Origin of the sequence: Flectobacillus major DSM 103 (genome assembly GCF_000427405.1) — a bacterium.
Lineage (GTDB): Bacteria > Bacteroidota > Bacteroidia > Cytophagales > Spirosomataceae > Flectobacillus > Flectobacillus major.
This window is the reverse complement of record NZ_KE386491.1, coordinates 4,620,591-4,642,561: the sequence shown is the minus strand read 5'-3', so window position 1 is coordinate 4,642,561 and position 21,971 is coordinate 4,620,591. Positions and strand designations below refer to the sequence as shown.

At 38.3% G+C, this 21,971-nt stretch carries 19 protein-coding genes; 7 read left to right on the top strand and 12 right to left on the bottom strand.

Annotated elements, in window-relative coordinates; genetic code table 11:
- The first annotated feature begins 68 nt into the window (after positions 1 to 68).
- Entirely contained in the window at positions 69 to 707 is a 639-nt protein-coding gene (locus FLEMA_RS73825) for a T9SS type A sorting domain-containing protein (RefSeq protein ID WP_052354253.1), read from the top strand.
- Between the two features lie 40 nt (positions 708 to 747).
- Here the strand turns inward: FLEMA_RS73825 and coaE are convergent, their stop codons facing one another.
- The 6 genes from coaE to nusB all read right to left on the bottom strand — a co-directional run bounded on the left by coaE (position 748) and on the right by nusB (position 4,604).
- Positions 748 to 1,386 (bottom strand): dephospho-CoA kinase, encoded by a 639-nt coding sequence (gene coaE, locus FLEMA_RS0152480; protein WP_044173451.1) that lies wholly within the window; start codon positions 1,384 to 1,386, stop codon positions 748 to 750.
- 6 nt (positions 1,387 to 1,392) lie between these two features.
- Positions 1,393 to 2,067, bottom strand: coding sequence for a YbbR-like domain-containing protein (locus FLEMA_RS73820; protein WP_044173449.1), 675 nt, complete (start codon positions 2,065 to 2,067; stop codon positions 1,393 to 1,395).
- A 108-nt stretch (positions 2,068 to 2,175) separates the two neighbouring features.
- Positions 2,176 to 2,487, bottom strand: coding sequence for a preprotein translocase subunit YajC (gene yajC, locus FLEMA_RS0152460; RefSeq protein WP_026997179.1), 312 nt, complete (start codon positions 2,485 to 2,487; stop codon positions 2,176 to 2,178).
- A gap of 89 nt (positions 2,488 to 2,576) precedes the next feature.
- Complete coding sequence (locus FLEMA_RS73815) at positions 2,577 to 3,014, bottom strand: DUF1573 domain-containing protein (protein WP_044173447.1); 438 nt, start codon at positions 3,012 to 3,014, stop codon at positions 2,577 to 2,579.
- Positions 3,015 to 3,112: 98 nt separating this feature from the next.
- Positions 3,113 to 3,412 (bottom strand): YtxH domain-containing protein, encoded by a 300-nt coding sequence (locus FLEMA_RS73810; RefSeq protein WP_044175200.1) that lies wholly within the window; start codon positions 3,410 to 3,412, stop codon positions 3,113 to 3,115.
- Positions 3,413 to 3,446: 34 nt separating this feature from the next.
- Complete coding sequence (gene nusB, locus FLEMA_RS73805) at positions 3,447 to 4,604, bottom strand: transcription antitermination factor NusB (protein WP_044173445.1); 1,158 nt, start codon at positions 4,602 to 4,604, stop codon at positions 3,447 to 3,449.
- Positions 4,605 to 4,874: 270 nt separating this feature from the next.
- Here nusB and FLEMA_RS0152385 point away from each other — a divergent pair, with 270 nt between their 5' ends.
- A complete protein-coding gene (locus FLEMA_RS0152385; protein WP_026997982.1) occupies positions 4,875 to 6,662 on the top strand; it encodes an ABC transporter ATP-binding protein in 1,788 nt (595 codons plus the stop codon).
- Positions 6,663 to 6,807: 145 nt separating this feature from the next.
- The gene (locus tag FLEMA_RS0152375) at positions 6,808 to 7,617 is read left to right on the top strand and encodes an ion transporter (protein WP_026997176.1); all 810 of its coding nucleotides are present in this window, start codon (positions 6,808 to 6,810) and stop codon (positions 7,615 to 7,617) included.
- A gap of 75 nt (positions 7,618 to 7,692) precedes the next feature.
- On the opposite strand, the gene FLEMA_RS73800 is transcribed toward FLEMA_RS0152375, so the two are convergent.
- The 5 genes from FLEMA_RS73800 to FLEMA_RS73780 all read right to left on the bottom strand — a co-directional run bounded on the left by FLEMA_RS73800 (position 7,693) and on the right by FLEMA_RS73780 (position 12,732).
- On the bottom strand, positions 7,693 to 8,787 hold the full coding sequence (locus FLEMA_RS73800; protein WP_052354252.1) for a glycoside hydrolase family 130 protein: 1,095 nt from the start codon (positions 8,785 to 8,787) through the stop codon (positions 7,693 to 7,695).
- A gap of 293 nt (positions 8,788 to 9,080) precedes the next feature.
- Positions 9,081 to 9,998 carry a type IX secretion system protein PorD gene (gene porD, locus FLEMA_RS73795; protein WP_044175196.1) on the bottom strand — a complete coding sequence of 306 codons (918 nt, stop codon included), beginning with the start codon at positions 9,996 to 9,998 and terminating at the stop codon, positions 9,081 to 9,083.
- Positions 9,999 to 10,080: 82 nt separating this feature from the next.
- Positions 10,081 to 11,286: a bifunctional phosphopantothenoylcysteine decarboxylase/phosphopantothenate--cysteine ligase CoaBC gene (gene coaBC, locus FLEMA_RS73790; protein ID WP_044173444.1), complete on the bottom strand. Its 1,206-nt coding sequence runs from the start codon at positions 11,284 to 11,286 to the stop codon at positions 10,081 to 10,083.
- Positions 11,287 to 11,439: 153 nt separating this feature from the next.
- Entirely contained in the window at positions 11,440 to 11,760 is a 321-nt protein-coding gene (locus FLEMA_RS73785; protein WP_044173442.1) for a DNA-directed RNA polymerase subunit omega, read from the bottom strand.
- An 81-nt stretch (positions 11,761 to 11,841) separates the two neighbouring features.
- Positions 11,842 to 12,732: an outer membrane protein assembly factor BamD gene (locus tag FLEMA_RS73780; protein WP_044173440.1), complete on the bottom strand. Its 891-nt coding sequence runs from the start codon at positions 12,730 to 12,732 to the stop codon at positions 11,842 to 11,844.
- A 378-nt stretch (positions 12,733 to 13,110) separates the two neighbouring features.
- Between FLEMA_RS73780 and FLEMA_RS0152260 the strand changes: the two genes are divergently transcribed.
- The 3 genes from FLEMA_RS0152260 to FLEMA_RS0152230 all read left to right on the top strand — a co-directional run bounded on the left by FLEMA_RS0152260 (position 13,111) and on the right by FLEMA_RS0152230 (position 17,988).
- On the top strand, positions 13,111 to 13,914 hold the full coding sequence (locus FLEMA_RS0152260; RefSeq protein WP_026997981.1) for a M48 family metalloprotease: 804 nt from the start codon (positions 13,111 to 13,113) through the stop codon (positions 13,912 to 13,914).
- 212 nt (positions 13,915 to 14,126) lie between these two features.
- On the top strand, positions 14,127 to 17,189 hold the full coding sequence (locus FLEMA_RS0152245; protein WP_044173438.1) for a PVC-type heme-binding CxxCH protein: 3,063 nt from the start codon (positions 14,127 to 14,129) through the stop codon (positions 17,187 to 17,189).
- Positions 17,190 to 17,487: 298 nt separating this feature from the next.
- Positions 17,488 to 17,988, top strand: a complete 501-nt coding sequence (locus tag FLEMA_RS0152230) for a YMGG-like glycine zipper-containing protein (protein ID WP_026997171.1) — start codon at positions 17,488 to 17,490, stop codon at positions 17,986 to 17,988.
- Between the two features lie 60 nt (positions 17,989 to 18,048).
- Here FLEMA_RS0152230 and FLEMA_RS73775 read toward each other — a convergent pair whose 3' ends face one another.
- Positions 18,049 to 19,266, bottom strand: a complete 1,218-nt coding sequence (locus FLEMA_RS73775) for a peroxiredoxin family protein (protein WP_052354250.1) — start codon at positions 19,264 to 19,266, stop codon at positions 18,049 to 18,051.
- Positions 19,267 to 19,527: 261 nt separating this feature from the next.
- On the opposite strand from FLEMA_RS73775, the gene FLEMA_RS0152180 reads away from it, so the two are divergent.
- Positions 19,528 to 21,939, top strand: coding sequence for a TonB-dependent receptor (locus FLEMA_RS0152180; protein ID WP_026997170.1), 2,412 nt, complete (start codon positions 19,528 to 19,530; stop codon positions 21,937 to 21,939).
- The last annotated feature ends 32 nt before the right edge of the window (positions 21,940 to 21,971 follow it).

Below are 21,971 nucleotides of genomic sequence, written 5' to 3'. Positions count from 1 at the left end.
CATACCAACACCATAATATGCTGGTATAGCTCAATAAATGTTCAAACAATATTTTGATTTTAAATGGAATGAGACCTCTACCAAAATACATACAGGCATTCGTAATTGTGACAACCTTGTTGTCGACAATTGGTGCGTTTGCCCAAACAGAAAACAAATATAAAAGTCGCTTGGATATTAAGCCCAAGCAAAAAACTACTACGTCGGTATCGTCGTTACGAAAATCTACATTTAGTTATTTTCAACCTTATCATAATGCCCTCGACAGAGGTATAAATGTACAACGTGCAACTGCTATTAATCAGTATTTTGCGTCGTCGTTGTTGCAGTATAACAATAATAAAAATACCAACAAACCAGAAGTAGCCATTACCGCTAATAGTATGGTAGAAAATAGTAGAGCTGAAGAATTTATTAATATAGAGGATAAACTTTTTACGAGCGACAAACTATGGGTTTCTAATATTTACCCTAATCCAGCCGATGAACATGCAGATGTCGAATACAGCATTTCCTCGCAAGTTAGCGAAGTAAAAATTACATTCTATAATATTTTAGGAAGTGAAATTAAAGAATCATTTCTGGAAAAAGACCAAAGAAGAGCAAGGATTTCTACCAAAGAATGGCCTAATGGAATTTACCTCTACCAGCTTACCGCCGACGGTAAATCATTGGTAACCAAAAAGTTATTGGTAAGACATCAATAATAATATTAAAAAGTGTTAAGGGTTTGAAAAGAGGTTGTCTTTATAAGGCAACCTCTTTTTTTGTACCTGTATTGATTAATGCCTGATGGATTTGTAAAATCTGAGGAATAAGAGGAGTAGCATCATCGTTTTGAATAATGATATCGGCAAAAGCCTTACGCTCTTCATCCGATGATTGCCTATTAATGATATTTTTGATTTCTTCTTCCGAGCGTCGGTCTCGCTGTAAAACCCTTTTGATACGCAGGGCGGTTGGGGCTATTACTACAATAACTTTTTGAAAATTATTGCCATTGCCTGCTCCCTTCAATAAAGCAGCTTCGTATAATAAATAAGGTGCTTGGCTATTTTGGGCTATCCAATTACGGGCATCTTGCCTTACAGCAGGATGAATTAAGGCATTGAGTTGTTGTAATAAGTCGGGATTACCGAATACCTGCGAAGCTACCCACGAGCGATTGTAAACTCCAGAGCTGGTGTAGGCATCTGTTCCTAACAGAGCTGTAATGGCCTGTTTGAGGGTATCGCTTTCATTAACAAGTAATTTAGCTCTTGTGTCGGCATCATAAACGGGGATACCCAATAAGGCAAACACTTTGCATACAATGCTTTTTCCCGAACCAATGCCCCCTGTAATACCTATTACTTGAGGAGTCCCAAGGGTATTGTTGTCTAGCATAGCTATTTATTTTAACAATTCAGAAACCTCAAAACTTACTGTAACTCTTTCTTTATTAGACTTTATATTGGCATTTTTGGGAAGCGGAATTCTTATTTCATCATCAAAGTTTTCTTGAATTCTACGACCAGGAACTTTGACATACAGGTAATCGCCAAGTTCGTTGAGCGTACCTTCGGGGCCCTCAACAGCAATAGTTCTGGGATTGACATTGATAACACTCGATACCACGTAGCCCTCTTTTAAAGGAATATTGAGGCTATCTACCTTGAGAATAAGGTTACGTTTTACACGTTTATCAAATTCGATTTCAAAGCGGTCGGCTACTACGTAATTCACCTTTACATCTTTGATATATTCGGCAAGCGAATCGGTAAGCGAGCCAGTATTTAAAAACTTGGTTTGAAGCGGCTTGTTGATAGCATAATAAATGGGGGTTACATCCAATGCCAAGGCTTTACGAAGCAAATTCCATCCATTGCCCGAAACATTCACCGAAATTTTCTCAGGAAGAGGTTGAATAGGAATATACAGCGAGTCGTTGTAGGTAAAACGAAGTGGAAAAGAAATTTTTTGTGTGTACCCTTCTTTATTAAGAGCATTCATCACCCAAAAAATCATGGCGGCTATAATACTCAGAAATACCGCATTAAAATCAGTTTTGAAAGTATTGGGTTTCATTTTGAATATGTTGAATGTCAGTAATATCGAGACTTTATTCCAAAAATTGAGCTTTAGACTAGCTTAGCCTAAAGCTCAAAAGCCTCATAGCACTCAAAATAGCGATGCTTATTCAGCACTTAACTGTGAAGACGCATCTTTTGAAATAGCCGTTTTGAGGAATACCATACGAACACCTTTGCTTGAATCAACTTCAAGGATAACTGTTTTGTCACGAACCGTTACAATTGTACCATGCAAACCTCCGATAGTTACTACTTTATCACCTGCTTTTAGGTTATCAACATAATTTTGCTGATCCTTTTGCTTTTTTTGTTGTGGACGAATCATAAAGAAATACATGATAACAAACATACCACCAATCAAAAATAAAGAAGACATTCCGCCTGCTCCAGCCTGTAAAAAAATGTAATTGAACATAATAGTTTTTTCGTTTTAAATAATAAATATTATAATTTACTGATAAATAATGTTTTAGGGTTGGTACAAATGTTTAATTTGTAAGCGGCTTAACGCTTGATTACTTCTACCTTAAAACTAAAAGTATTGTCGGATGGAGTGGTATTGGCATAAGCCGTAATGGTTTTATTTACCTTTCCTTCTTTATTTTTGCTATTAAATTTTACCTTAATAAACCCTTGATCGCCTGGCATTACGGGCTCTGTTGAATACGACGGGGTTGTACAGCCACACGAGGTACTTACATTGCTAATAACCAATGGCATATTACCTGTGTTTCTGAACTTATAAGTATGAAACACCGAATCGCCCTCGGTAATAGTACCCAAATCTACAAACTGTGTATCGACCTTCATTACAGGAAATCTATCGGCTGTAGGCTGTAGAGCAGCAGCTGAATCTGACAAAGCTTGGGCATTGTTTTTTTGTTTGTTTTGGCAAGCTACCAATGCCAACGAAGCCAAAGCAACAATAATTATCTTTTTCATGGTTGTTAAAGAATACGTAGTTAGAAAGACAAACAGTTGGCTAATAGCATATTAAAGAATATTTACTATCGACCAACTGTCTGTATTATTAGTATCTACTAAGCCTTTGCTTTGATTTGGCTCATCATATTTTCCACATCTTCGAGTAAGCGTTCAGCCTTTTCACGAGCCTCGTTTACTACTTTCTTTCCCTCCGATTTTGCCATAGTTTCAGGAATTTCCTTGCCCTCAATCAAATCTGTAATCAGATTTTGCAGTTGGTCACGATATTTCTGTAATTGAAATAATAGTTTACTACGGGTATTTTCTCCTTTGTCTGGAGCATACAAAATGCCCAAAGCAGCACCTACGGCGGCCCCCGTCATAAATGCCCAAAAGGTTTTAGATGATTTGCTCATGAGTTTGTTTCTTTCGTTGTTTAGATTAACCAGCTTATTTATTATCAATCAAACCACGTCCCGACTTACGAATAATTTGTTCCTCTTGAAGTTTTTGAGAAAGTACATCTAACAAACCATTGACAAACTGCCCAGATTTTGGGGTTGAATAATTTTTGGCTAGTTCAATATATTCATTGATAGATACTTTTACGGGAATACTCGAAAAATGAATTAGTTCGGCCAAGCCCATTTTCAAAATAATCATATCTGTCATTGCCAAACGGTCAGCTTCCCAGTTTTTGGTTTGCTCCATTACCATGTTCTCATACTCGTCGTCATTTTCTAAGGTCTGATTAAAAAGGTCAACAAAGTAATATTTATCTTCGTCCCAGTTCAATGCCAAAGGTTGTAATTCGAGCTCTTCGAGGCTATTAATCTTGAAGGTCTTGGTGGTAAGACTTTTGAGTACATCTTTATTTTCGCCCCAATTTAAGTCTTTTTCTTCAAAATACTCAACCACTAAGTGATGTTTGAGGATGAAAGTTTTGAGAATATAGACTACAATGGCCAAATCTTCCTCAAAAGTATGCTTTGTGGTGCGAAGGTACGACTGGAATTGATTATCTGGTAAAATTGCGTCTAAGAAAAGTTTGCGAATAAGATTTTGGTCGTCGTCGGTCCATTTTAAGTTGCGACGAATCACCTCTGTTTCTAGGGTAGGAAGGTTGCGAAGTGCTCTGATTACTTGGTTTTGGCCAAAACGAGAAGTTTTGTGCTCACTTTCCAACAAACGTCGTTGCTCGTCCCAAACAGACACATCTGTAATTTCTACTAACAACAATAATAGCTTCAAGTAATCATCATAAAGCCCTTCTACTTCTTCTACCATTTTGTGCGTAATACGAGCACGGTCACGCTTTACAGCGTCACGGTAAAGTGCTAAGGCTCTTTTTGCTGCATTTTTGGCATCGGCAGGAATATCTTCCTCTGAGACTTCTCCTTTAAATAATTCTTCAAAATGCAAATCAGCCAGCTTACGCAAGCCTTCTAGCTTGGGCATCTGTTCTTCTTTGGGAATCATTAAATCAAGGTTGGGCAAAAATTGTTCGGCTATATAATCGAAGGCTAATTGATAATTGGCTCTTTCCGATGTACGGAAGGCATATACAGTTTGGAATGCTTTTGTGCGGAGTAAGCGTCGGTTGACCATTGGAAATGCAAAGAACGTTTTTTTTGTTAATAAACATCGGGCTACTTAGCCTCGATAATCAGAATGCAAAATTAGTACTTTTTTAAGAAATTCTCAGTCTTGTTTCAAAAAAACCTTGTTTTTTTATGATAAATCTTCTTCTTACTAAAATTGAGAAGATGCGTATTTGTCATAATACTTCTGATCCTATCAAGGCTAAAATCCTATACATCTTGAGCAATACATTACCTTTGTGTGAAACTAATGCCATCCTACTTTGGTTTATTTTACATGAAAGCATTACAACATCTCAATAAGTATTTTCTCAAATATAAATGGTATTTAATCTTAGGTACATTATTTACTTTTATTTCTAATCTTTTTGGCGTTGTACCAGCCCAAATTGTGCGATATGCTCTTGATTTAGTCAAAGAAACCATTTCTCTTTATTTTCTGTACGATGGCTTTGGTTCACAAACTATTGTATATGAAACTTTTGCTTTTTCTATTTTACTGTATGGGTCTTTGATTTTGATTTTGGCTTTGCTCAAGGGGGTATTTTTATTTTTTGTACGCCAAACCCTCATTGTGATGTCTCGGCATATCGAATATGACCTCAAAAACGAGATTTATCACCATTATCAATCTCTACCTTTGAGCTTTTATCGAAAAAATAATACTGGCGATTTGATGGCTCGTATTTCTGAAGACGTGGGCAAGGTACGGATGTACGTTGGGCCAAGCTTGATGTATGGCCTCAACCTTATTTCGGTCTTTATTTTGGTGATTTGGTACATGCTTTCTGTCAATGCCAAACTTACTTGGTATGTACTGCTGCCTGTGCCTTTTTTGTCGGGAAGCATCTATTTTGTTAATACAATTATTATCAAAAAATCAGAGGAAATACAGGCTAATTTGTCTAAAATCTCTACGTTTGTTCAAGAAGCCTTTTCGGGTATTCGGGTATTAAAGGCTTTTGTACAAGAAGAACCTTCAACAGTAGCATTTACCAAACAGTCAAACCTTTATCGTGAAAAATCACTCGATTTGGTTAAGGTGGATTCATTGTTTACGCCTCTGGTTTCGATCTTGGCGGGTCTTAGTTCGGTTTTGGTTGTATATATAGGAGGGCAAGAAGTAATGGCAGGCCGACTTACGCCTGGAAGTATTACCGAGTTTATTATGTATGTATATATGCTCACTTGGCCCATGATTGCCTTGGGCTGGACAACCTCGCAAATCCAACGTGCGGCGGCTTCTCAACAACGTATCAATGAGTTTTTGAATATTAAATCGGAGATTGTTTCTGAAAAAAATATTGCCCAAGATATTCGAGGTGATATAACGATAAAAAATGTTCGTTTTACTTATCCCGATTCGGGAATTGTGGCTTTGCATGATTTCAATATGCAAATCAAATCGGGCGAATCTGTGGCTATCTTAGGTACAACGGGGTCAGGAAAAAGTACGGTAGCCAATTTGCTTTGCCGTATGTACGATGTCAACAAAGGTGGTATTTGGGTTGATGGTATTTCGATTAAAGACTGGAATGTCAACAGCCTTAGAGGGCAGATTGGCTATGTGCCACAAGATGTTTTCTTGTTTTCGGACAGTATCCGCAACAATGTGCGTTTTGGTACAGCCGAGATGTCGGAAGAACAAATCATTAAGGCTACCAAAGATGCTGATTTGTACCAAAATATCATGGATTTTCCTGAACAAATGGATACTGTTCTTGGCGAAAGAGGTGTTACCCTTTCGGGTGGACAAAAACAACGTTTGTCGATTGCCAGAGCAATTGCCAAAGAACCTAAAATTATTATTTTGGACGACTGCTTGTCGGCGGTAGATACCAAAACCGAAAACCAGATTTTGAATAATTTACAACATATTATGAAAGGTCGTACTTCGGTTATTATTTCGCATAGGGTTTCTTCGGCAAAATTGGCCGATAAAATTATCATGCTCGACAAAGGCTACATCATAGAACAAGGCACACACAACGAGCTAATGGCCCAAGAAGGTGCTTATAAAGAGTTGTACGAAAAACAACTTCAGACCGAAGAAACGAGCTTATAAAGAATATGAATTGAATCTAAAGAGGATATTTCGAAAGACGTATCCTTTTTAGATTGGTCAGTTCATATAATACAGATAGATGAAAAAGGTAAATTAGGTATATTTATAGCCAACTACATATATTTTCTAAAAACCTAATCATTGTATGCAACATACTGTTAAGCAAAAGATTTATAGGATTCTGGAGGTTACTCGGGGCAAAAAAAGTGGTATTACTTGGTTTTTCAATCTATTGCTACTTAGTATTATTTCGCTCAATACCTTAGCGATTGTACTACATTCTGTTAAAAGTATCCGTCATGAATTTGATACCATTTTCGTTGATTTTGAATATTTTTCAGTAGTTTTTTTTACAATTGAATATGTCATAAGGCTATGGGTTTGTACCGAAAATGAGCGTTACAAACACCCTATTTGGGGAAGGCTAAAATATATGCTTTCGGCAGGAGCAATTATTGATTTGTTGGCAATTCTACCATTCTATTTATCTCATTTTACCTCCGACACTGGCCTTATTAGGATTTTAAGATTATTTAGAATATTCCGTTTATTTAAGTTTTCGAGGTATGTACATGCCCTTAGGGTTATTGAGGGGGTGGTAAAAGAAAAACGTGAAGAACTTATTTTAAGCTTTGTGTTTATTTTATTTCTGCTTCTGATTTCGTCTTCGGTAATGTTCTATTTAGAAAACCCTGCTCAGCCTCGTGTTTTCTCTAGTATTCCTGCTACTTTGTGGTGGGGTGTTACCACGATTACGTCTATTGGCTATGGCGATATTTATCCTGTAACGCTTTTAGGAAAGTTTTTTGGGGGTATTATTGCTATTTCGGGGATTGCTATTGTTGCTTTGCCTACGGGTATTTTGGCCTCTGGTTTTGCCGAGCATATTACTATTCATACCAAACAGCATACTCGTCATAAGTTTTGTCCACATTGTGGCAAAGAACTACCTTGATTTATTATTTAAACGGAGTTTCAGCGTGTTTTTGAGAATGATTACCCACAGCGAAACTCCGTTTGAAGGTTAATATTATTTTACGGCAACTGCTATTTTTGAATCGGCTGTTCCATAATACAAAAACCATTGATTCTTGAAATACACCAAACCCTCTACAAAGCATACATTATTTACCTGTCCTGTTTTTTCGTAGGGTTTGTCGGGTGTCATAAAGTAGGTATCAGTTCGGTCTTTTAATGATGCTGGGTTTTGGGTATTAAACAAAGCTTGTCCAGCACTATAAGTCATATTAGGTAGTTTTTTATCCCCATCTTTTCCATTGTTGGCACTATTATAAATCAACACTATTCCCTTGGGGGTTGAAAGGGCAAATGGGCCAGGTTCTACCAATTGGCTATCAAATTTTCCTTTTCGGGGTTTTAGTACCTCTACCAACTTTCCTTTGGCATCTTCTAAGGCTGTCCAATGAATAAGGTCGGGCGACGTAGCCATGTACAAATTGGTATCGCCCCAGTACATCCAGTACAGCTCATTGATTTTTTTGGCGACAATCTTACTACCTTTTCGTTCGGCTACAATAGCACCCGACTTTGACCACGTATTTTTGTGTTTGCCTTCGCCCAATACTAAACCGTGTTTTTGCCAGTGCAATAAGTCGGTTGATGTAGCCAACAGTAACCGAGCAGTTTTGCCGTCGTAAGAAGTATAAGTCATGATATATCGACCATCTTGACTTTCTACAATACGAGGGTCTTCGCAGCCTCCCTCCCATTCATATTTTTTTTGAGTGTCGTTGCTAGGGTAAAAAATGGGCTGAGGTTGCTTTTTAAAGTGAAGGCCGTCGTCGCTAATAGCCAAACCAAGGCGAGACGTACCTGCATACTTACCGATTTTGTCTTCGGCACGATATACCATATACACTTTTCCATTTCTAACAACAGCTGCAGGGTTAAATACATCTTTTTCTTCCCATTTAACTTCTTTTTTGAGAATTGGACATTGAAAAACCTGCTGGTTGGAAGGTGTCAAAACGGGGTTCACTTTGTCAACTTTGGTAAAAGGGAGCAAAGCCCAATCATTTTTTGCTTGCTTATTAGGGGTATCAAAACTACAAAATAGCCCTGCCGAAATACCTAATAATCCGATTACAGAAATTATTTTTTTCATAGAAATTAGATTGTTTTTTGTAAAATCTTAATACGATGTCTGTCTTAGCTTTGATTCTCAAGTAGAAAATACGCTACAATAGTATAAACTAAAGAAAGTTGAGCCAAAACATTTTTGTATTTACTATTCGATTTAACAAAAAAAGAGCAGACTTACATCCACTCTTATAGGTTTTATATTGAAGCTATGTCAAGTTAGGCTCACAAAAGAAGTTTTACATTGATGAAATATGGCCTACCCAATGAATTATGTGATTATTTATCAACAAGTTAACTTGTATTTATTTAAAACTTCTACTTACTTAATTTTCGATATGCTTCTGAGTTAGTGGGGTCTAGCGATGATAGCAGAGCCGACACCTTTTTGCGTTCGTCGGGTGAAGCATCTGAAAACACATTGACTAATTCTTGCGATTTGGCTTCAAAAAATAAACGTACCAACAATTGGCCAGGGCGATTAGCATTGGTTTGTTTTATTATATTCAAACAGTTCAATATCTGCTTTCTGCTTTCTACGGCATTAGTAACAAAAGTATCCATAGCCAAACGATGATAACTATAAGAACCTTCACGGATTGCCTGAAGCTGTTGGTTGAGAAGGTTTTCGGCCAACCAATATCGGCTTCTGATGTCGGAAGAAGCTGTCCACGAACCACCTGCATTCTGAGCCACATTTACAACATTCAAAGCTTTTTGGGCAAAATTATTACCTCCTAATTTCGCAAAAGAATCATAGTCGAAAGCCAAAGCTACATAGGCATAAAATGCCAAAATTTGGGTAAGATTATCAGAGTAGTTATTGTCGTTATAATTGAGCGGCGTACCTGCCAAATACTTAAAATTAAATCCTTTATCTACATAATTAAGTAATACGCTTTCGTAAGCAGTACCATAAACTGGCCTAGTTACCTGAAAACGGGCATTAGCCTCGTAGTCGCCCGAAGCCGACGCTTTTGTAATAATGATAGCCAACGAACATTTAATTTTTTCCTCAGCCGAATAATTATCATTTGTCCAACGTCTGTTATTCAAAAACTCCTGTACTACATTTTGAATTTCTGTGTAGATTTGGGTAGCTCCTCTTTGTTCATTTACCTGAATTTGGTCAATATTGATTGACACATTGCAGCTAAGTTCTTGTCCTGTAGCCTTATAAAACCACCCCGAGGCCATAAACAATAGTAAGAAAAGTACACGTTTTGTTTTTTTCATTGTATTTGTATTAACTAAATAAGCCAAAATTGGCATATCATATAACGATATATCATCACCAATACCCATTGAGGTTCAAACTTTACCTTGATTGAATTTCTTGTTCGATAGCCTTAACAATGTCGAGGGCTACATCCGATTTTCTTTTCAAATCAAAATCAATAATTGTTCCATCTTTATTGATAATACTGATTTTATTGGTATCATGCCCAAAACCTGCTCCTTTATCATTCAGCGAATTTAATACAATCATATCCAGATTCTTCGATTCTAATTTTCCTAAGGCATTAGTTAGCTCATTGTCGGTTTCGAGGGCAAAACCCACCATAATTTGTGTAGGTGTTTTTTGTTGCCCTAAGGTTTTGGCAATATCAACGGTTTTTATCAACTCTATGTTAAACGTACTCTCTTTCTTTTTTATTTTTTTGTCAGCCACGATTGTTGGTGTATAGTCGGCAACAGCGGCAGCCAAAATAATAATATCGGCCTGACTAAAATACCCTTTTGTAGCCTCAAACATTTCGTGTGCAGACCGTACCCCTACCAGATTGATTGAGCTATCGGGTTTAGTTAGGTGAGTAGGCCCTGTAATTAGGGTTACGTTTGCACCTGCTTTGGCCAATACATTAGCTATTGCATAACCCATTTTACCTGTCGAATGATTACTAATAAACCGAACGGGGTCAATAGCCTCTTGGGTTGGCCCTGCCGTAATAATGATATTCTTATTAGCTAAGATAGAGTTATAGGAAAAATATTTTGTCAAGGTATCTAGCAGATCTTCGGGTTCGGCCATACGGCCTTCGCCTACCAAGCCACTAGCCAATTCGCCATATCCAGCCTGAAGTATTTGATTGCCAAATTGCTGTAATTTAGCCATATTCTCGATTATACTTGGATGTTTGTACATATCTAAGTCCATGGCTGGGGCAAACATCACTGGGCATTTGGCCGAAAGATACACGGCTGTTAGCAAATCGTCACAAATACCGTTGGCACATTTGGCCAAAGTATGAGCTGTAGCTGGAGCAATCAGCATAATATCTGCCCATAAGCCTAGCTCTACATGATTGTTCCAAGTTCCTGTTTGGTCTTTTACAAACTGACTCAAAACGGGGTTTTTCGACAATGTTGCCAAGGTTAGTGGGGTAATAAATTCGGTAGCCGCAGGAGTCATTACAATTTTTACTTCTGCACCTGATTTGACCAATAAGCGGGTCAGCGTAGCAATTTTATAAGCAGCAATACTTCCTGATACGCCCAATAAGATTTTTTTATTTTCTAGCATTCCTAGATGATTCAAAATTTGATAGTCTTTTTCAACAATAAGCTTTTGATAGCTCTGATACTTTTAAATTCAGCACAAATTAACAAAAAATAAAAGGGTCAAATGTAATACATCTGACCCTTTTAAAAGAAATATCAACATGAATAGTCAAAACTATTCTTCGTTAGCATTTTGACCTGGAAGACGGTAAGTAAACTTATCTTCTGTAAACTCGTCGATAGCCAAAGAAGTTGGCTTAGGGAGTCTTTCATAGAATTTTGAAATTTCGATTTGCTCACGGTTTTCGAAAATTTCCTCCAAGTTATCAACAGAAGAAGCGAAATCTGCCAATTTAGCATTTAATTCTTCTTTTGTTTTAAGAGCAATTTGTCTAGCACGCTTCGAGATAATCGCTACGGCTTCGTATGTGTTACCACCTGCTTTGATAGCAAGTTTATCTACGTCTCTGGTAATAATTGATGGATTGGTTGCCATATTTTTGATTCTATTTATATACTGAATGAATCGGATTGTAATTCAAACTTAACTATACAATGATAAAAAGGGTTCAAAAGTTTATTTCTGATTTTCAGCAGCACCCACTTTTGATGTATTTGATTTTTGCTTTTCTAGAGCTTTTTTGTATTCTTCTTCTAATTTAGCCAAACGCTCGCTTTCTTTGATACTTGTATCGTAGAATTTCTCCGCTTTTTTCAAGAAATCACTTTTCGGATATTTGTCTACAAACTCTTGATAAAACTTAATAGCATCGTCGTAGCGTTCTCTTTGCTTTGATTCGATAGTACTTACAGCTAAATCATACTGAGCCAAAACTTTTAAGTAGGCCATTTCTTCGCTGTAATCAGAATCGGGATAATCTTTTTGGAAGTTTCCAATTTCAATTACCGACGATTTTAGAGAAGCTATATTGAATGGACTTGTTTTGTAATATAATTTGGCTTTTTCGTAAGCTTTACGTTCTAATTTCTTACGCAAATCTTTAATCAAATCCGATGTTTCTGTACGAAATTTACTATCTGGATAATTATTGATAAAGCTCTGTAACTCGTTGATAGCCGTCAAAGTACCACTTTGATCGAGGTTATAATTAGGCGAATTTTTATACAACGAATAAGCCGACATATACACCGCTTCTTCTACGTATTCGCTACGAGCAAAGGTTTCGGCAAACCTTTTGAAACGGAAATTAGCCATTTCAAAATTACCTGTATGGTAGTCGCAATAAGCCTGATAAAAAGTCACAAGCTCTTGTTGGTCGGTTCCTGTAAGCGAAGGGAGAAGTTCTTCAAAAAGAATCCCTGCCTTATCGTATTCACCTTTTTTATAAAACTCTATAGCTGCTGCATACTTTTTCTTTTCGTCAGTAAGCTTTCTGACTTTTTCAAATTTGCTACAAGCTGTAAGGGCAAAGGCAAAAAATATGAATAATAAAAATTGTTTTCGCATAAGGATGCAAATTTACGAAAAAGTTTTGAGTTTGAAAGTTAAGTTCTTGGTTATTAGTTGAGCTTCGGAAGGTATTTTTCAGTTTTTGGCAACCAATATTCCAAATTTCTCACTTTCAACGGCTAAAACCATTAGCTAGTACAAGATTTAACATAATTTAACATCGGCTAGCTTTATGATTGTATTTTGAAAGATGTAAAGAGTTTACTAAATTTCTTCTGCCAAGGAATTTGGTATCAGGATTTTGTAAGATAATAGGGAGGCTCAGTTATTTTTCAACGCTTATCCTTGTAGCTGTTCAAACCTATTTCAGTCTCAAATCCGTGAAGAAGTTTACTTTTCTTTTTTTGGTTATTCATTTTTCATTATTAAAGCTTTATGAATCAAGGAAGTTTTCGCTCTAGGTTATTGGTGGGGCTTGTTTTGGCTGTGGTTTCCGTTTTTTCGTATTTTTCAAAAATGCAGGTAAATCCCGTTACGGGCAAAAAACAAGCCGTTACTATGACTCCACAACAGGAAGTGTCGATGGGCTTGCAATCGGCACCTCAGATGGCAGCAGAATTTGGTGGACTATACCAGAACCAAAAGTTACAAGATTTGGTAAAAACAGTGGGGCTCAAGGTAGTCAGCAACTCGGAGGCCGCCAAATCGCCCTATCAGTTTAACTTTTACCTACTGGCCGACCCAAATACCATCAATGCCTTTGCTTTGCCTGGTGGCCAAATTTTTATTACTTATGGTTTACTAAAAAAACTCACTACTGAAGACCAACTCGCGGGTGTATTAGGACATGAAGTGGGTCATGTGATTGGTCGTCATTCGGCACAACAAATGGCCAAAGATGAACTTACCAACGGCCTATTGTCGGCTGCAGTAACAGCTACTTCAGACCCTTACAACCAAAACAACGCTGCGGCTATTGCCCAATATGTTGGCAAAATGATAACCCTCAAATACGGGAGAAGCGACGAATTAGAAGCCGATAAATTTGGGGTGAAATACATGATTGAGGCAGGTTACGCCCCTCAGCAGATGATAGATGTTATGGAGGTGTTGAAAGAAGCGGCCGGCTCTAACCGCACCTCCGAATTTCAGAGTAGCCACCCCGACCCCGACCACCGAATTGCTGAAATCAAAAAAGCATTGGAACAATACAAAAGTACAGGCCATCTCGACTGGTAACACTATCGCTATTACTTGTTGTTGTATTACTACCTCAACAAGTAATAGCATGATAAAGACTCATACATTTTTACACCCTCCTATCTATCTTTGAATAGTACTTTTCTATAAAATCTTTTCCATAGAAAACGAGTACATATCCTTCAACAAACGCTTTAACCTAAATAACGTACGAGTTCCCTCTAATTAATTACAAACCCTTTAATATCCTTATGATTAACCGACTTTCCAACAAGGCTCGCCTTGCTATTCCTGCGGTTTTATTGGGTGCTGCGTTGCTTACAACAGCATACCAATACACACCAAGCAGTCGATTTATCAATAACTATGTTGATTCTCTTATTACTGAAGAACAAAAAAGATTACCTCAAAATGCTTTGGCAGGGCTAAAAATGGCCGACGGCCTTGAAGTAACTACATTTGCTACTGAGCCAATGCTTATTAACCCTACCGATATAGATGTTGATGCTCGTGGACGTGTTTGGGTTTTGGAAGCCTATAATTATCGCCCATCTATCAACGGAAACCCTACACACAAAGAAGGCGACCGCATTGTTATTCTTGAAGATAAAAATGGAGATGGGAAAGCCGACGAAAGTAAGGTGTTTTATCAAGGCCCCGAAATCAATGCTCCGCTAGGAATTGCGGTATTGGGCAATGTAGTATTAGTATCGCAAAGCCCTTATGTCTGGAAATTTACAGATACCAATGGCGACGATAAAGCCGATAAAAAGGAAATCCTATTTCAAGGCATAGAAGGCGAACAGCACGACCACGGTATGCACACTTTCGTTTTTGGGCCTGATGGAAAGCTGTATTTCAATTTTGGTAACGAAGGTCGACAACTCAAAGATGCAGCTGGTAATATTATTAAAGACCAGTTTGGTAGAGAAATTTCACCTAAAAACTACCAAGAAGGCATGGTTTTTCGCTGTAATATTGATGGCTCGGAGGTAGAATGCTTAGGACAAAATTTTAGAAATAACTATGAAGTAGCCGTTGATTCGTATGGTACACTTTGGCAGTCAGACAACGATGACGATGGCAATAAGGGTGTTCGTATCAATTTTGTGATGGAATACGGCAATTATGGCTACAAAGACCAACTTAGTAGGGCTTATTGGAGCTATCCACGTACCAATATGGAAGAAGACATTCCCAGAAGACACTGGCATTTGAACGACCCAGGCACAATTCCTAATCTTTTGCAAACTGGCTCGGGTTCGCCTACGGGTATGATTGTGTACGAAGGACACTTACTTCCTGCGGCTTTTCAAGGCCAGATGATTCACTGCGAGCCTGGGCATAATGTTGTGCGTTCATATCCTGTCAAAAAAGAGGGTGCTGGCTATTCGGCCGAAATTGTCAATATCATGAAAAATGAAAAAGACCAATGGTTTCGTCCTGCCGATGTTTGTGTAGCACCAGACGGTTCGCTGATTGTGGCTGATTGGTACGACCCAGGCGTAGGTGGCCACCAATCGGGCGACCAAACACGGGGGCGTATTTACCGTATTGCTCCGCCAAAAACAGCCTATAATATTCTATCTCAGAACCTGACAACACCCGAAGGTGCTGTTACAGCTTTACAAAACCCCAATTTAGCTACACGCTATTTGGCATGGCAAGCCCTCGAAAAATTAGGAAAAACAGCCGAGCCTGCCTTACTCCAATTATGGAATAGCCCCAACCCACGCATGAAGGCTAGAGCTTTTTGGGCTTTGAGTAAAATCTTTGATGGCAAAAAGTATGTCGATATTGCCATCAAAGATGCTAATCCAGATATTCGTATTACAGCTTTGCGTGCTGCAAGACAACTCAAACTAGATGTTATTGGCTATGTCAAAAACCTTGTCAATGATACCGACCCACAGGTTCGTCGTGAATGTGCTATTGCTTTGCATCTCAGCAAATCGCCAGAAGCTCCTGCTCTTTGGGCTCAGTTGGCCAGTCGGCACGATGGCAAAGACCGTTGGTATTTGGAGGCGTTGGGTATTGGTGCCGACGAAAACTGGGATGCTTGCTTTAAGGCTTATTTGGGATTAGTCCAAAACCCCAATGCTAGTTTGGCAGGCAGAGATATTGTTTGGCGTTCTCGTGGAGAAAGTTCTGTGCGTCTTTTGGCTTCATTGGCCACTGATGCTTCTGTAGATTTGAAAAACCGTTTGAGGTATTTCCGTGCATTTGATTTTGTAAAAGGTAAAAACAAATCGGATGCTTTGCTCGATATGCTAAAAGGTAATAGTACCGAACAAACCCAAATCAACAAACTAGCTTTGAGCCACTTAGATGCTGATTTTGTAAAAACCTCTGCCCTAGCAAAGGATGCTTTGAAAAAACTATTGGCAGGGCTCAGCGATAAAGAGTTTATTCAGCTCCAAGAGAAATATTTATTACCCGAGGAAAACGCTCGGCTTATCAAAATTATCGAAAAAGGAGAAAATAGCCGTGATGCTGGTAATGTCCTATTCAAATCGCCAGCAGGTATTGCCTTAGCTAAAAGCATTGTTAACAACCCTAAACAAGAAGAATTGGCTATCAAAGTATTAGGTTCGATTCGTTGGTCGGGTGGAAAAACACAGTTGGATTTACTTCAAGAGGTAATATTTGGCAAACAATACACAAGTAATATTCGTCGTGAAGCTACACGTTTTTTAGGTGGTAGTGGTAGTGGCGAAGACCTTGTTTTGAAACTTTTAAAAGAAGGTAAAATCAAAAAAGACCTTATTCCCGTAGCTGTCGAGGGTGTTAGCAAAGCTTGGCGACGTTCCGTTCGCTTGGAAGCTGCCCAATATTTAGGCAATACGGCTTCGGGCAGCAACAAAAAGCTGGCTCCTGTTTCTGAACTTATTACCCTGAAGGGCGATGCCAAAAATGGGCTTCAGGTATTTGCTAATAACTGTTCGGTATGTCATCAGGTCAATGGTGAAGGCATGGACTTTGGCCCTAAACTTTCAGAAATAGGCAATAAGTTTCCGAAAGAAGGACAGTATTTAGCCATTCTTCATCCAGATGCTGGTATCAGCTTTGGCTACGAAGGTTGGGAACTCAAAATGAAAGATGGAACAGTACTAAATGGGATTATCTCTTCAAAAACCGAAACGGATATTATTTTGAAAATGCCTGGAGGTATTGTTCAAAATCTAAAAACCAGTGCCGTAAAATCGATGAAAATGCAAACCAATTCGATGATGCCAACAGGACTAGCCGACGGTATGACCCAACAAGAGTTGGTCGACCTTGTTGAATATTTGATGACACTCAAGCGAAAATAAGAGGAGTATATTCTTTACCGCCATCCGATCATGTTATTGGGGTGGCGGTAAATTCTTTCGCTATAATATCTAGTTTCGTGATTATTTTTCTTACACACACTTTTTCAACACAACATTAACTACCTCAAATACAGCACAATATTTTGTCATCAATAACTTCAATGGCACTATTAGTACAATATTTATCCAACCGTTTACTCAAAAGTTCAATATTTAAAAACCCAAACCCCAGCTATTTTCGTTCTTTTAGTAATCTATCGGACGTATCTTTGTACGCTTTATTAAATCCCTTACAAATATGAAAAAGTTGTTGATATTATTTACAGCCATGTTTTATCTGGCTGCATGCCAAAACAAATCCAATTCGGAAGCTGATATTCAATTGGCTAAACAAGCCGTAATCGATTCGATGAAAATGCAAAGTCAATTGCAAGCTACCAAACAGGCAGTAATCGACTCGATGAAAAATCAAGCTCTTATTCAACAAGAATCGTCGGAGAAAGCTATTACAGAGCAGGCTAGTACATCGTCAAAAGTCACAGGAGCAAATGCTGTTGGTTATAAAAGCGATGAAAAAGCTGCTACGTCTACTCCAGTAGCCAATACGCCAGCAAAAGCTAAAAAGAAGAAAATGAGTACTGTTGCCAAAGGGGCAATCATTGGTGCAGGTGTGGGTGCTGTAACGGGTGCTATTGTAAATAAGCGTAACCGTGGTGCAGGTGCTGTAATCGGTGGTGTACTAGGGGCTGGGGCAGGTGCTGCTACTGGTGCTATTATTGATAAAAAGAAACAAAACTAACCGCTGAATATTTACAGGCACAAAGTAAATCCTTTGCTACTTTGTGCCTGCTGATACTACTTATTTTCCTGTAGGAAGGTTGGCTTTTACAAGCTCGTCAATATCGTGATTAAATTCTTTCACAAACTCATCATAGTATTTACCTGTAGCTGGGCCAGAATAACCTGTATGAATTTTGGCAACATTACCACTTTTATCTACAATAATAGTAGTCGGAAACGACATTACTTCCGATAAGGCTGGCAATACCGATGACGCATATTTTGTATCGGCCAAACCTGCAAACAATATATCATATTCTATTCCAAATCGTTTTTTGAGTGCCTCTAATCTTGTTTTGGCAAAAGCAGGATCATTTTTTCTTTCAAACGATAGTCCTATGATTTCGACACCACGGTTTTTGTTGGCTTTGTACCAAGGCGACAAATAGGACGCTTCGTCGATACAGTTTGGACACCAACTACCCAAAATGGTTACAATCACCACTTTACCTTTGTATTTGTCGTCTTGCAAAGAAACATTTTTTCCTGTAAAGGCATCTGGAAAAGTAAAGTCAAACTTTGTTCCATCCTTAATTTTGGTCAACGAATAGGCATCTGGCAACTCTATTTTTTCGTTGCGTGTAGCCTTGACAGGTCGCGAGCCACCAAAGCTGATGGTTTCACCTACTAATTGGTCACCTTCTATTTTACCCTTTATCAAAGCAGGGCTAGAACCACTAAATGCCGACAGATAGAATTCATTGCCTTGAACATTACCTTCATAATAACGGTAGTCGCCTGTTTTTGAAAGAAATGTACCTGTTACTTTTTGCCCGTTTTGTTCAAAAACACCAATCACTGGATTGGTAGAATTGCCCATATATACCTCCCATTTACCTCCCAAGTTTACTTGAGCTGGTGCAGGTTTTTCAAAAAAGCGATAACGGCTACCATGTTTTGCCTTAAAAGGAATCACCACTGGCGAATTGGCTTTCTTTAATACCCCCGAAAGGCTAGTAGGGCTTTCTATTTTGGCAGCCAAAACAGCATCGTATATTTCTATAGGAAAAAACAATGAATCTCCCTTTTGGGTAACACCCTTAATTTCAAACCTTTCTGAAGCATTGAGTAAATAGGCATTTTTGCCTTTAAGCTCGAAATTAAAAGGCGACTCTTGCCCTCCAAAAACAGCAAAAGTTCCTCGCCATACTCCCGACTGCGGGGTCGATGTCTGAGCATTCACTCCAAAACCTAGTAAAACAGAGGCCGCAACAGCATATATTCTTTTTAAATTCATGATTTTAGCATTTTGTTGTCGTGTAATAGCGACAAAGATAAATATTCATTCTACAAGTTCTATAGGGTAACAGACTTTTATTTAATTCTGTTCGCCGAAATGCTTTAATTTTCTGCCCAAAATAGCCTTTTATCCTTTTTGATTCACCGCTCACCGATTTTCAGAAAAAAAAATACCCTTTCCTGTGCAACTTCACACCTCAAATAGGCATCTGCCCATTATCAATAATAAACCAATCCACATCTGGATTCTACCTCATTTATGAAAACATTCATTATCTTACTATCTAGCCTTTTTATTAGCTGGCAAATAACAGCCCAACACAGCATTACTGGTAAAGCCATTGACGAAAAAAATCAAGCTGCCGAATTTGCCACTGTAGCGCTACTACACGCCAAAGATTCATCTATGGTAAAAGCCAATCTTACCAATGTTTCGGGAGAATACACCTTCGAGAAAATTGCCAAAGGACAATATCTTATTGCTATTTCGATGGTGGGTTATAGCAGAACTTTTTCGCAGCCTTTTGCTCTACAAAATGAAGATGTTGTTGTTCCTACGATTATTTTAACCACCAACACCAAACAACTCGATGAAGTTACTGTTACTGCACAAAAACCATTTTTAGAACAACGAGTAGACAAATTAATTGTAAACGTGGCCAATAGCCCTGCTTCGGCAGGAAGTACGGCTTTGGAGGTGCTACAAAAAGTACCAGGCTTGATTATGACCCAAGACCGTATTGCTATTGCAGGCAAGGCTTCGGTGTCGATTATGATAGATGGAAAGCCTTCGCAGTATACCGATATGAACCAAGTACTAAAGGATATGCCTAGCAACAATATCGAGAAAATTGAAGTTATTAAAAACCCTTCGGCTCGATACGATGCTTCGGGCGGAGCAATCATCAATATTATCATGAAACGCAATGCCAATTTGGGTACAAATGGCTCTATTTCACTTAATTTGCGTGGAGGACTCTATAATAATACTGAAGTAAACCGCAGTGCCAACGATGCTTTCGGGGGGATTTCGCCCAATATTTCTATCAACCACCGCAAGGGAAAACTCAATATTTTTGGAAGTTATACCTATTCAAAAAGAACGTTTTTCCAGATTAGCAAAATTTCAAGAACCCTCGGCTCTGACTTTTTTGTCAATACAACCATGAATCCAGAATGGGCTGAAGTGCATAATGCAAGAGCCGGGATAGATTTTTATGCCGATAAAAAAAATACGTTTGGGCTACTTATTACTGGATTCGACCGCAATGGTAATGGTACTAGCAACGGTACTACCGATGTAACTTCGGTAGCCAGTGGCGAAATCATTAACCGATTCAATACCCTTATTACTCAACCTATCAAACGCTCGAATGTAGGGTACAATATCAACTGGAAGCATACTTTTGATACAACTGGCCGTGAACTCAATGTAGACTTTGACTACGTAAATTACCGCTTGAATAACCAAAGTACAATTACAACTATCGACAACGGGGTAGAACGAAGCAACCTACAGAGTGTGAATAACCCTGTTCATTTTTTTACTAGCAAGGTAGACTATACACATCCAATCAACCCGAATAGCAAGTTTGAAGCAGGTGGAAAGGTTAGTTTTGCAACCATTGATAACGACCTCCGCTTTTTTAGAGCCAATGTTTTGGACAACAAACGTAGCAATATTTTTAACTATAAAGAAAATATCAATGCTTTGTATATGAACTACAATAACAAGCTAGGTATTAGCTGGGAAATACAGGCTGGGTTGAGGGCAGAACAAACTGTTGCGACTGGATTTAGTCAGGCCGAAAACAAAAATGTATTGGACAGAAACTACTGGCAATATTTTCCAAGTGTATTTCTGACCCGAAAAATCAATAAGAACATATCGGTTACAACTTCTTTTACCCGAAGAATCGACCGTCCAAGCTATCAACAACAAAACCCGTTTGAGTTTCAGTTAGACTCACTAACTTTTACACGAGGCAACCCCTTGCTAAGACCACAATTAACCAATGAAATAAAATTACAAGTAACTTATGATGGTCAGCCGTTTTTTGCATTGGGCTACAACAAAACCACCGATGTTATTATTGAAAATGCACCACAACAAAACCTAGAAACCAAACAAACTTTTACCACTGTCGAGAACTTAGCCACTTACAAAAACTATTTTGTAGAGCTTAATTTTCCGATTAAATTTGGCAAAAATATTTCTGGATATGGCGGTAATCAATTGATTTACAATGCCTATAATGCTAATTACTTGGGTGGCGTTTTTGATGAATCGAGGGTAAACTGGCTGGCATATTTCAATGTAAATATCAAAATGGTAAAAAACCTGAGTGTCGAACTCAACGGCTGGTATATTACTCGCTCGCAACAACAGTTCTGGACAATCAATCCAATGGGAGCTTTAACCCTTGGCCTTCAACAAAAAGTGCTTGATGGCAAAGGCAAGATTTCCCTTAATTTTAGCGATATCTTTTATACCGAAAAAGCCAAAGGATTTATTAAATACCAAGATATTGATTTAGGATACTCGAACCGTGAAGGGTCGCGAAATGTTCGATTATCATTTAGCTATTCATTTGGCAACCAAAAGCTCAAAGCTAGCCGCAATAGAAGCACAGGCTCTGAATCAGAAGCCAATCGTGTAAAAACAAACTAAACCCTTCTTCATTTAGTGATGGAGCAAATGAG